The 11,893-nt window shown below is 69.3% G+C and carries 7 protein-coding genes; 3 read left to right on the forward strand and 4 right to left on the reverse strand.

All coding sequences use genetic code 11. The features are described from left to right. Positions 1-33 precede the first annotated feature (33 nt). The 4 genes from ASD35_RS00435 to ASD35_RS00450 all read right to left on the reverse strand — a co-directional run bounded on the left by ASD35_RS00435 (position 34) and on the right by ASD35_RS00450 (position 6,230). On the reverse strand, positions 34-1,743 hold the full coding sequence (locus ASD35_RS00435) for an AMP-binding protein (RefSeq protein WP_056872935.1): 1,710 nt from the start codon (positions 1,741-1,743) through the stop codon (positions 34-36). Positions 1,744-1,899: 156 nt separating this feature from the next. Further along, positions 1,900-3,183, reverse strand: coding sequence for a tryptophan--tRNA ligase (locus ASD35_RS00440; RefSeq protein ID WP_056872936.1), 1,284 nt, complete (start codon positions 3,181-3,183; stop codon positions 1,900-1,902). 35 nt (positions 3,184-3,218) lie between these two features. Beyond that, the gene (locus ASD35_RS00445) at positions 3,219-4,241 is read right to left on the reverse strand and encodes a LacI family DNA-binding transcriptional regulator (protein WP_056872937.1); all 1,023 of its coding nucleotides are present in this window, start codon (positions 4,239-4,241) and stop codon (positions 3,219-3,221) included. Between the two features lie 42 nt (positions 4,242-4,283). After that, the gene (locus ASD35_RS00450; RefSeq protein WP_056872938.1) at positions 4,284-6,230 is read right to left on the reverse strand and encodes a glycoside hydrolase family 3 protein; all 1,947 of its coding nucleotides are present in this window, start codon (positions 6,228-6,230) and stop codon (positions 4,284-4,286) included. 182 nt (positions 6,231-6,412) lie between these two features. Here ASD35_RS00450 and ASD35_RS00455 point away from each other — a divergent pair, with 182 nt between their 5' ends. The 3 genes from ASD35_RS00455 (at position 6,413) to ASD35_RS00465 (ending at position 11,893) form a co-directional block, all read left to right on the forward strand. After that, complete coding sequence (locus ASD35_RS00455) at positions 6,413-9,163, forward strand: TonB-dependent receptor (RefSeq protein WP_082579790.1); 2,751 nt, start codon at positions 6,413-6,415, stop codon at positions 9,161-9,163. 16 nt (positions 9,164-9,179) lie between these two features. After that, positions 9,180-10,526 carry a GH1 family beta-glucosidase gene (locus ASD35_RS00460; RefSeq protein ID WP_056872940.1) on the forward strand — a complete coding sequence of 449 codons (1,347 nt, stop codon included), beginning with the start codon at positions 9,180-9,182 and terminating at the stop codon, positions 10,524-10,526. Between the two features lie 134 nt (positions 10,527-10,660). Next, positions 10,661-11,893 carry an ABC transporter substrate-binding protein gene (locus tag ASD35_RS00465; protein ID WP_056872941.1) on the forward strand — a complete coding sequence of 411 codons (1,233 nt, stop codon included), beginning with the start codon at positions 10,661-10,663 and terminating at the stop codon, positions 11,891-11,893.

Raw genomic sequence — 11,893 nt, forward strand, 5'->3', positions numbered from 1 at the left:
CGGCGTGGATTTCCTTCTTGTTCATCGCGACGCTCAATCCCCGAACGACACCTTGGCCCGCTTGCCCACCCACGCGTCGAACTTGGCCGCGTAGGCCTCCTCGATGCGGTTGCGCTTGACCTTGAACGTCGGCGTGATGAAGCCGTTGTCCACCGTCCAGGGCGTCTTGATCAGCACCAGCGTGTCCAGCTGCTCGTGCGGGTCCAGGCGGGCGTTGACGTCGTCCAGGTGCTGGCTCAACTCGGCCATCAATGCCGCCCTCTCGGCATCGGTGCTGGTGCGCTGCAAGCCCTGCGGCGACAGCATCGCGATGCCCAGCGGCTGGCCCATGTTGGCGCCGGCCACGCAGCAGGCCTCGATGTTGGGGTTCATGCCCAGCTTGTCCTCGATGGGTGCGGGTGCCACGTACTTGCCCTTGCTGGTCTTGAACAAGTCCTTCACGCGGCCGGTGATGCGCACGCAGCCCTCGGCGTCCTGCGTCACCTTGTCGCCGGTGTGCAGCCAGCCGTCCGGCGTCAGGGCGTCGGCCGTCAGGCCGGGCTCCTTGTAGTAGCCGATCATCAGCGCCGGGCTGCGCATCTGCAGTTCGCCGGTGGCGGGGTCGATGCGGGTCTGCACGCCACCGTAGGCCGGGCCCACGGTGCCACGCTGGTTCTTGCCCGGCAGGGTCATGTGCGACAGCGCCAGGTTCTCGGTCATGCCGTAACCCTCGTTGACGTGCAGGCCCAGCGCGTCGTACCACTCCAGCAGCGCGACCGGCATGGGCGCGGCGCCGCCGACGGCGATGCGGCATTGGTCCAGGCCCAGGGCCTTCAGCACCTTCTTGCGCACGAGGTTGCCGATGATGGGCAGGCGCAGCAGCTTATTCATCTTCTGCGGCGGCATCTTGGCCTGCACGCCCTGCTGGAACTTGACCCACAGCCGCGGCACGCTGAAGAAGATGGTCGGCCGGGCGCGCTGCAGGTCGGCGGTGAAGGTGTCCAGCGACTCGGCGAAGAACACCTTGAGGCCGACCTTCAGCCAGCTGTGCTCCACCAGCACGCGCTCGGCCACGTGCGCCAGCGGCAGGTACGACAGCATGCGGTCGTTGGCGCTCATCGGGAAGCGGTCCAGCCCCGCGCCGATGGCCCAGGCGAAGGCGCCGAAGTTGTGCATCACGCCCTTGGGGTTGCCGGTCGTGCCCGAGGTGTAGATCAGCGTGCAGAGTTCGTCGGCGCCGCGCGTGGGCTCGCCCTGCAGCGGTTCGGTGCGGGCGCAGATGGCGTCCCAGCTCTCGTAGGTGGTCTTCGCGTCGTCGGGCGACAGCGCATAGCTCGCGCCGGGCAGGCGGGGCAGCACGCCCGGCTTCATGCCCTCCCAGCCGTCGAGCTTGCCGACGAAGATGAAGCGCGCATCGCTGTGCGTGAGGATCTGCGCGATGGTGTCGGCCGCGAGCGTCGGGTACAGCGGCACCGAGACATAACCGGCCATCCAGATGGCAAGGTCGCTCATCAGCCACCACGCGCAGTTCTTGGACAGGATGGCCACCTTGGCATCGGCCGGCCAGCCCTCGGCGGCGCCCTTGGCCTTCAGGAAGGCTGCCATGCGGCGCACCTGGTCGCCCACCTGGGCCCACGTGAAGTCCTTCACGTCGGCGCCGCCGACGCCTCCCATGGGCTGCGTCAGCGTGACCGTGCTGCCGGCCGTGCGCTCCCAGTGGTAGAGGCGTTGCAGGGCGAGTTGGTCGGCGGCAATGGTGGCCATGGGCAGGTCTCCTCGGGGATCTTTTTGGGGAGCCGCGAAGTTAACCGTGGGCGCGCCATCGGCCCCTCCGGGTAAACGCTTTTTGGCGTGACGCGCTGCCTACAGACCGTGGAGAGATGACTCTAGAAACGCCTGCCGGCCGCCCTGGCGGTCGGTTCAGTCGTCCTGGAAGGCCGCCAATGCCGCGGTGATGTCGGCCTCGCTGGCCTCGCGCTGCACCGGCGCGTCCGCCACCCAGCCCTCGCGTTTCAGCCGCGCCACCCACTGGCCGGCCTCGCGACCCTGTTCGAAGCCGATGCTCTGCAGCAGCAGCTCGCCGCCGGCCGACAGCAGCTTGAAATAGAACCTGCCATCACCCTCGCGGTACTGCTTGAACACCGGCAGCGCGGCCTTGCTGGCCTTGGCAGTGGCTGCCGTGGCGGTGGCCGTGTAGGGGCGCAGGCCGACCGCGGCCCGCAGCTGCTGGAGAAACGGCACGGCGATGGCACGCGCCTTGGCAGCGCCCGCCTGCAGGACGGCCTCGAGCTGCTCGGGGTGGGCCATCAGGTTGGCGTAGCGCTCGCGCATCGGGCCGATCTGGCCGTCGATGAGCGCCACCAGCTGCTGCTTGGCCTCGCCCCAGCCCAGGCCGCCGCGCAACGCCGCACGGAATGCGGCGCGCTGCTCGGGCGTCGCGAAGGCGTCGTAGATGGTGACCAGCGCCTGGCCCTCGGGCTCCTTGGGCTCGCCGGGCAGCTTGGAGTCGGTGACGATGCGCGCCACCGCGTCCTTCAGCGCCTGGGCGCCGCCCTCGAACAGCGGGATGACGTTGTCGTAGCTCTTGCTCATCTTGCGGCCGTCCAGGCCGGGCAGCAGCTCCATCTCGGCGTCCACCTGCGCCTCGGGCAGCGTGAACAGCTCCCGGCCCTGGCCGAACAGGTGGTTGAAGCGCTGCGCGATGTCGCGCGTCATCTCGATGTGCTGGACCTGGTCCTTGCCGACCGGCACGCGGTGGGCGTTGAACATCAGGATGTCGGCCGCCATCAGCACCGGGTAGCTGAACAGCCCCATCGTCACGTGGGCGTCCGGCTCCTCGCCCGCGGCGACGGCCGCGTCCACCGCGGCCTTGTAGGCGTGCGCGCGGTTCATCTGGCCCTTGGCGGTCACGCAGGTGAGCAGCCAGGTCAGCTCGGGGATCTCGGGGACGTCGCTCTGGCGGTAGAAGGTGACGCGGTCGGCGTCCAGGCCGGCGGCCAGCCAGGTGGCGGCGATGGCGCGGCTGGAGTGGGCGAGGCGGTCCGGCTCGTCGCACTTGATCAGCGCGTGGAAGTCGGCCATGAAGAAGAAGCTCTCCACGCCGGGCGCCCGGCTGGCCGCGATGGCCGGGCGGATGGCGCCGACGTAGTTGCCGAGGTGCAGGGTGCCGGTGGTGGTGATGCCGGTGAGGACGCGTTGGGGCATGGTGGGCTGTCGGAAATGCAGCCCGGATTGTGGCCTCAGCCGCGTTTGCGCGAGGGCGGCGCCGCCACCGAGGCGCGCCACGTGACGCTGATGTCGAACTGCCGTGAGATGGGCAGCGCCATCTCGTAGCAGCGGTTCAGCAGCCAGTTCAGCCCGGCCAGCGTGACCTCGTGGCTGGGGATGTGCACGGAGGTGAGGCGGGGCGCGGCGAACTCGGCGCTGGGCGAGTCGTCATAGCCGAGCACCGAAATGTCCCGCGGCACCGACACACCGCGCTCCTGGAAATGCGCCAGCAGGCCGATGGCCATCTCGTCGTTGGCGCAGAACACGGCAGTCGGCAGGCGCTTGGCGCCCAGCAGCGCCTCAGCCGCGTTCCAGCCGGCCTGGTTGGAGAAGTCGCCCAGCACGATCTGCAGCTTGGACGTGTCCAGCCCGCGCAGCGCCAGCTCGCCCATGAAGCCGTTGATGCGCGCGATGTTGTCGGGCGAGGTCGTCGGGCCGGACACCACCGCGATGTCCTTGTGCTTGTGCTGCAGCAGCGCGCGCGCCGCCTGTACGCCGCCTTGCACATGGTCGGCCGTGAAGCACTGGTCCTTGATGCGGTCGAAGTGGCGGTTCAGCACGACCACCTGGCGCGCCGCCGGGCCCAGCGCCTTGATGTCCTCGTCCCGGATGGCGTTGGACAGCACGATGAGGCCGTCGCAGTCGCGGTCCAGCAGAAAGCGCATGCCCTCGACGGTCTCGACGCGCTCGTCCTCGATGCCCTCGCCGAAGGCCACCACCATGTGCAGGCCCAGGCCGCGCAGCGTCGTGTCGATGACGCGCAGGATGGGCGTGTAGTAGGTGCCGCGCAGGAAGGGGATGTAGACGCCGATCAGCTTGGACGTGCCGGCCCCCAGCGAGCGTGCGGTGTGCGAAGGCCGGAACTTCAGCTGCGCGATGACCTTGCGCACGCGCTCGGCGGTGGCCGGCGCGACGGAACCGTTCCCACTGATGACGCGCGACGCGGTGCCCACGCCCACGCCCGCCAGCCGCGCTACGTCCTTGATGGTTGCCATTCGCCCTCTGAGATCGAAGGGCTGGATTGAATCACGGCGGCTTCACAGCGGGCACATGGGCTTCGGATCGGCCGGTTCGGGCAGGCGCTGGGTGCCGGCCTTGGCCTCCTTGCCGCTCAGGCCGCCGCCGACCGGCCACCAGGGCTTGCTCTCGTGGCTGCTGAACTGGCAGGGCCCTGCCGGCCAGGGGAAGGACAGCCGCCCGGTGAAGCCAGGCCAGGCCTGGCCGGCGGCGGGCGCGACCAGCACGTCCGTCAGGCCCGCGCCTTCGGTGCCCGGCTGCCAGGCGGCGATGAAGGCATCGCTCTTGTTGGCGAGGTCGTTCACGTACAGCGGCCGCCCCGAATAGAGCAGCGTCACGACCGGCGCGCCGCGGCCGGCGACGCGTTGCAGCACGGCGGCGTCCTGCGGGTAGCGCGCGCTGTGGCGCAGGTTCTCGGTGGCGCGGATGTCGCCCTCGCCCTCGGCATAGGGCGCCTCGGCCAGCACGGCGATGACGGCGTCGAAGCGCGAAGGGTCGCTCTGGCTGCCGTCGGCATCGAAGGTGACCTGCGCGTCGCCCAGGCGCTGGCGCAGCGCGGCCAGCAGCGAGGTGCCTTGCGGGTAGTCGACGTTGCTGGTGTCGCGGCCCTGCCAGGTCACGCTCCAGCCGCCGCTCTGGTGGGCCAGGCTGTCGGCCGCCGCGCCGACGACCAGCACGCGCGCGCTGGGCTTGAGCGGCAGCAGGCCGGGCTTGTGCTTGAGCAGCACCAGCGATTCGCGCACCGCGCGGCGCGCCAGGTCGCGGGCCTGCAAGGCCTCCACGGTGGCGGGCACGGCGGGCTGCATGGCGATGCTGAACTTCACGCGCAGGATGCGGCGCACCGCGTCGTCGATGCGGGCCATAGTGATGCGGCCCTGCTCGACGGCGCGCACGGTGTTCTCGTGGAACGCCTTCCACTTGAACGGCACCATCACCACGTCGATGCCGGCGTTGATGGCCTGCGGGCAGTCCTCGTCCTTGCAGCCGGGCACCTGGCCGACGCCGTCCCAGTCGCTGACGATGAGGCCGTCGAACCCGAGGCGCTCCTTGAGCACGCCGGTCATCAGCGTCTTGTTGCCGTGCATCTTGCCGTGCTCGACGTAGTTGGCCGTGTCGGTCCAACTGCTGAACGAGGCCATCACCGTCAGCACGCCGGCGTCCAGCGCGCCGAGGTAGCCGGCGCCGTGGACGCTGGCGAGTTCCTGCGGCGTCGTGCGCGCCAGGCCCTGGTCGATGCCGCGGCGCGTGCCGCCGTCGGCGATGTAGTGCTTGGCGGTGGCCAGCACGCCGCGGCCGTCCTTGAGGCCGTCCTGCAGGCCCTCGACGGCGGCCGTGCCGAGGCGCTTCACGAGCGCCGGGTCGGCGCCGAAGCTCTCGTAGGTGCGCCCCCAGCGCACGTCCTGCACGACGGCCAGCGTCGGCGCGAACGCCCAGTGCAGGCCCGAGGCGCGCACGGCGCGGGCGGTGGCGCGGCCGATGTCGCGCACCAGGTCGGCATTGCGCGTGGCGCCCAGCGCGATGTTGTGCGGGAAGAGCGTGGCGCCGCGCACGTTGTTGTGGCCGTGGACGGCGTCGGTGCCCCACAGCAGCGGAATGCCCGGCGTGGCCTGCAGCGCCGCGGCCTGGAATTCCTCCGACAGCGCCCGCCATTGCGCCGGCGTGGCCGCGCGGTTCTCGCCTGGCCAGCCGCCACCGCCGTTCAGCACCGTGCCGATGGCGTACTCGCGCACCTCGGCCGGCGTGACGGCGCGGATCTCGGGCTGGGTCATCTGGCCGATCTTCTGGCGCAGGGTCAGCGTCTTCAGCGCGGCCTCCACCTTGGCTTCCAGCGCGGCGTCGCGCTGCGGCTGGCGCGCCGGCCACGCCAGCACGATGGCATCGGTTTCGCCAGCGGCGCGGCCCGCGGCGGGCAGCAGCAGCGCGCAGGCGACGAGGATGGGACTGAGGAGGGAGGGCTTGGGTGTCATCGTCTTTGTTCGGTTAGGGGCGCGACGGTAGTGGCCGAAGCAAAAAAACGTCAACCCCTGGGCCGACGAGATTGACAAGGCCGGTGGGGCCGCATTAGATTTGCGTTGCGATTGGAACCGGTTCCATTTTGCATCGGAAAGACCGGTCCAGGCAGCGAACAAGACAGAACCAGGAGACCACCATGACCCGCCATCCCTTGCGCGCCGAGGAGCGTGCCTTCACGCCGCGCCTGCGTCTGAACCCCGTCGCCGCCGTCTGCGCCGGCCTGCTGAGCGCGCCGCTGCTGGCGCTGGCCCAGGCGGCGCCGGCCCCGGCCGCCTCGGCGGCCGACGCGCAGAAGCTGGACACCGTGACCGTCAGCGGCTTCCGCGCCAGCCTGGAGTCGTCGATCAGCACCAAGCGCAATGCCGACGCCATCGTCGAGGCCATCTCGGCAGAGGACATCGGCAAGCTGCCCGACGTGTCCATCGCCGACGCCATCTCTCGCCTGCCGGGCCTCACCGCGCAGCGCGTGGCGGGGCGCTCCTCCGTCATCAGCATCCGCGGCATGGCGCCGCGCTACGGCGTGACGCTGCTGAACGGCCGGGAGATCGTCAGCACGGGCGACAACCGCTCGGTGGAGTACGACCAGTTCCCGTCGGAGCTGATCAACGCGGCGACGGTCTACAAGACGCCCGATGCCAGCCTGTCGGCGCAGGGCCTGTCGGGCACCGTCAACATGAAGACGCTGCGCCCGCTGGACTTCGCCGCGCCGCAGGCCGTCGTCGGCGCGCGCATCGAGCGCAATTCCAACGGCTCGCTGAATCCGGAGATCTCGGGCAACGGCAACCGCCTCAGCGCCTCATGGGTCACGCAGTCGGCCGACCGCAGCTGGGGTGCGGCCATCGGCTTCGCCCACCTGGATTCGCCCAACCAGGAGAAGCACTACAAGAGCTGGTGGTGGGCCAACACCAACAACTGGGGCTCGCCGCTGCCCGGCACGCCGACGGATTCGGTGGCGCTGCAGGGCTTCGAGCTGGGCGCGGCGTCGTCGCGCCAGAAGCGCGACGGGCTGATGGCGGTGCTGGAGTACAAGCCCGGCAACGGCCTGCACAGCACGCTCGATCTCTACTACTCCAAGTTCGACCAGACCGAGGCGCGCCGCACGGTGATGTCCGACATGTCCGTCTGGTCGGGTGCGAGCTGGAGCAACGCGCAGACCACCGTCGTCAACGGCGACAAGATCGTCACCAGCGGCATCGTCAACGGCACCAAGCCGGTTGCGCTGACGACCTTCAACAAGCGCCAGGACGACATCCGCGCCATCGGCTGGAACAACGAACTGAAGCTGGCGGACTGGAAGCTGGTGGGCGACCTGAGCTGGTCCAAGGCCAAGCGCGACGAGCAGAACGCGGAACTGGCGGCGGGCGCCAACGCGCCGGTCAGCCTGGGCCAGGTCAACATCGCCACCGGCGACGGCCGCTCCACGTTCGCACCGGCCTTCGACTTCGCCGGCGCCAACGTCTACCTGACCGACCCGCCCGGCTGGGGCCGCGACGGCCGCAGCCAGTTCCCCAAGGTGCGCGACGAGATCAAGGCGCTCAAGCTGTCGGCCGGCCGCACGTTCGACAGCTGGGTCAGCAGCGTCGAGACGGGCGTGGACTACTCCGAGCGCGACAAGCACATGAACCGCACGGAGGTCTACTACAACCTCAAGAACAACCGCGCGCCGGTGCTCGTCCCCACCAGCCTGCTGCGCACGCCGACCGACCTGACGTTTGCGGGCAGCAACATCCGCATGGTGAACTTCGATGTGCCCAGCGCGCTGGGCCTGTACGACGTCGCCCCGGCCGCCAGCAACGAGGCGCCGGGCCGCATCTGGTCGGTGCACGAGAAGGTCACCGCGCTGTACGGCAAGCTGGGCCTGGAGTTCGACTGGGGCCTGCCCATCCACGGCACGCTGGGCCTGCGCGTGGTGCATGCCAAGCAGTGGAGCAACGGCCTGCTGTGGAACGACACCGCGAAAGCCACCGAGCCCACCACCGGCGGCACCAGCTACACCGACGTGCTGCCCAGCATCAACCTCGCGGCCGACCTGGCGCCCGACACCATCCTGCGCTTCGGCCTGGCCAAGGTGCTGGCGCGGCCCAACATGGAGGACATGCGCGCCGGCTTCTCCGGCATCGGCGTCAGCACGACCGAGCCGCACCTGTGGTCGGCCAACGGCGGCAACGCCAAGCTGGAGCCCTGGCGCGCCGACGCGGTGGACCTGTCCATCGAGCATTACTTCAGCAAGCGGAGCTACGTGGCGGCGGCGGCCTTCCACAAGCACATCAAGAACTTCGTCTACGGCCGCGCCATCGACTTCGATTTCACCGGCTTCCCCAACCCCACGCCCTACACGCCCTACAGCAACATCGGCACGCTGAACACGCAGGCCAACGGCAGCGGCGGCATGATCGCCGGCACCGAGCTGAGCGGCTCGCTGGACGGTGGCCTGATCAGCCCGGCGCTGGATGGCATCGGCGTGGCGCTGAGCTACTCCAACACGCGCAGCTCCATGCACGAGGAGAACAACCCAGCCAAGCCGCTGGACGGCCTGTCGGGCATCGCGACCAACTTCACCGTCTACTACGAGCGCCACGGAATTTCGGCGCGCCTGGGCAGCCGCCACCGCTCGGCCTTCGTGACGACGGTGCGCGGCACCTTCGGCGAGAACGTGCCGAGCATGATCGCGGCCGAGACCATCCTCGATGCGCAGATCGGCTATGCCTTCGAGACCGGCGCGTTCAAAGGCCTGTCGCTGACGCTGCAGGTCAACAACCTGCGCGACCGGCCGTACCGCACCCGCGTCGGCATCTCCACCGGCTCCAGCGACCCCAACGCCACGCTGCCCGAGCGCTACACGTCCTACGGGCGCCAGTTCCTGCTCGGCGGCACCTATAAATTCTGAACCTGACCCCATTTTCATGAGTGCCCACAACGCCCCGACGCGCAAAGACTTCCCCGCCGACTTCCGTTGGGGCGTGTCCACCTCGTCCTTCCAGATCGAAGGCGCCGGCCGCGAGGACGGCAAGGGCGAGTCCATCTGGGACCGCTTCTGCAGCGAGCCCGGCCGCATCCGCGACGGCTCCAACGCCCTGGTGGCCTGCGACCACTACCACCGGTGGCCGCAGGACCTGGACATGGCGAAGCAGCTGGGCGTGAATGCCTACCGCTTCTCCATTGCCTGGCCGCGCATCCTTCCCCAGGGGCGCGGCGCGGTGAACGAAGCCGGCCTGGCCTTCTACGACCGGCTGGTGGACGGCATGCTGGAACGCGGCCTGGAGCCCTGGGCCACGCTCTACCACTGGGACCTGCCGCAAGCGCTGCAGGAGCAGGGCGGCTGGCTCTCGCGCGACACCGTCGGCGCCTTCCTCGACTACACCGACCTCGTCACGCGCCGCCTGGGTGGCCGCGTCAAGCACTGGATCACGCACAACGAGCCCTGGTGCTCCTGCATGATGAGCTACTGGGAAGGCGTCCACGCCCCCGGTGGCAAGAGCCTGGCCGACGCGATCCAGGCCTGCCACCACGTGCTGCTGTCGCACGGCCAGGCTATTCCCGTGATCCGCAAGAACTCGGCCGGCGCCCAGGTCGGCATCACGCTCAGCCTGCACCCCATCACCGCGGCATCCGGCAGTGCCGAGGACCTGGCGGCCGTGCTGCGCCATGACGGCCTGCGCAACCGCTGGTTCCTCGACCCGCTGTTCGGCCGCGGCTATCCGGCGGACACGCTGGCGCTGCTCGGCGACGCCGCGCCGCGCGTCGAAGCCGGCGACCTGGACACCATCGCCGCGGCGACCGACTTCCTCGGCGTGAACTACTACTTCCCGGAGACGGTCCGTCACGATCCCGCCGACGGGCCGATGCGCGCCAGCCTGGTGGAGAAAGAAGGCGTCGAGCGCACCGGCTTCGGCTGGGAGGTCTCGCCGCAGGGCCTGGTGGACCTCCTGACCCGCATCCAGCGTGACTACCACCCCGCGGTCATCCAGCTGACCGAGAACGGCTCCACCTTCGAGGACGTGCCGACGCCCGACGGCCGCGTGCACGATGCCGAGCGCCTGAGCTATCTGCAACGCCACCTCGCGGCGCTCAAGCGGGCACTGGACGCCGGCGTGCCCGTGAAGGGCTACTTCGCCTGGAGCCTGCTGGACAACTTCGAATGGGCCGAGGGCTACCTGCGCCGCTTCGGCCTGGCCCATGTCGACTACGCCACCCAACGGCGCACGCTGAAGGACAGCGGCCTGTGGTACGGCCGATTCCTGAACGAATGATTAACGGAAACGACGCTGGTATAGCTGGGTACAGCGAGTTTCTAAATGAATTATTACAGGGTCGACCCTCAGAGCGGGCCGCGCCTGGGCAGGAGACACTCCGCCTCGCCGCCCCAACAAGATCCGGAGACAAGATGAAGTTCGCTCGCCACGCCCTGGCCGCCGCCCTGCTCACTGCGGCGGCCCTTCCTGCCACCGCCCAGCCGCTGAAGGCGGAGGTCATTCACTGGTGGACCTCGGGCGGTGAATCCGCCGCCGCCAAGACGCTGGCCGAGGCCTACAAGGCCCAGGGCGGTGTGTGGGTGGACACGGCCATCGCGCTGGGCGAGCAGGCCCGCTCGGTTGCCATCAACCGCATCGCCGGCGGCAACCCGCCGACGGCCGCGCAGTTCAACACCACGCAGCAGTTCCGCGACATCGTCGACCAGGGCCTGCTGAACAACGTCGACGAGGTCGCCAAGCGCGATGGCTGGGACAAGTTCCTGCCCGAGACCGTGCTGAGCGCCATCCGCGTCAACGGCCACTACTACGCCGCGCCGGTCAGCATCCACAACATGTCGTGGTTCTGGTTCTCCAAGGCCGCCTTCAAGAAGGCCGGCATCGCCGAGGAGCCCAAGAGCTTCGACGAACTCTTCGCCGCGCTGGACAAGCTCAAGGCCGCCGGCCTCGTGCCGCTGGCCCACGGCGGCCAGCCCTGGCAGGACGGCATCGTCTTCACCGCCACGCTGGCCCATTACGGCGGCCGCGACCTGTACCTGAAGATCTTCCGCGACCGCGACCCCAAGGCCATCATGAGCGAGGACTTCAAGAAGGTGCTGCTGGCCTTCAAGAAGCTGCAGGGCTACACCGACAAGGGCTCGCCCGGCCGCAACTGGAACGACGCCACCGCCATGCTGATCAGCGGCCGCGCCGGCGTGCAGATCATGGGCGACTGGGCCAAGGGCGAGTTCGCCCAGGCCCGGCAGGAGGCCGGCAAGGACTACGGCTGCGCGCCCGGCTTCGGCCCCAGGGCGCCCTATATCGTGCAGGGCGACGTGATGGTCTTCCCCAAGACCAGCAAGCCCGACCAGGTCAAGGCCCAGCAGCTGCTGGCCAGCGTCATCACCCAGCCGGCCACGCAGGTGGCCTTCAGCATGAAGAAGGGCTCCATCCCCATCCGCACCGACGTCGATGCGAGCCAGATGGACCTGTGCGCGCAGATCGGCGTCGCGGCGATGAAGGACAAGTCGCGCCAGCTCGGCAACGGCGAGATCTACATGACGCCCGACCAGAACGGCGCGCTGCAGGATGTGCTGACCAGCTACTGGAACCGCAACATCCCGGTCGAGAAGGTCCAGAAGGACATCGTCAACGCCTTGAAGTCCTGA

The organism is Pelomonas sp. Root1444, assembly GCF_001426885.1.
Taxonomy (GTDB): Bacteria; Pseudomonadota; Gammaproteobacteria; order Burkholderiales; family Burkholderiaceae_C; genus Pelomonas.

Bases quoted from the DNA above. Each gene is read 5' to 3' on its own strand.
- ASD35_RS00460 (WP_056872940.1), top strand. From the start codon at position 9,180: ATGAGTGCCCACAACGCCCCGACGCGCAAAGACTTCCCCGCCGACTTC.
- ASD35_RS00435 (WP_056872935.1), bottom strand. From the start codon at position 1,743: ATGGCCACCATTGCCGCCGACCAACTCGCCCTGCAACGCCTCTACCAC.
- ASD35_RS00455 (WP_082579790.1), top strand. From the start codon at position 6,413: ATGACCCGCCATCCCTTGCGCGCCGAGGAGCGTGCCTTCACGCCGCGC.
- ASD35_RS00450 (WP_056872938.1), bottom strand. From the start codon at position 6,230: ATGACACCCAAGCCCTCCCTCCTCAGTCCCATCCTCGTCGCCTGCGCG.
- ASD35_RS00465 (WP_056872941.1), top strand. From the start codon at position 10,661: ATGAAGTTCGCTCGCCACGCCCTGGCCGCCGCCCTGCTCACTGCGGCG.
- ASD35_RS00445 (WP_056872937.1), bottom strand. From the start codon at position 4,241: ATGGCAACCATCAAGGACGTAGCGCGGCTGGCGGGCGTGGGCGTGGGC.
- ASD35_RS00440 (WP_056872936.1), bottom strand. From the start codon at position 3,183: ATGCCCCAACGCGTCCTCACCGGCATCACCACCACCGGCACCCTGCAC.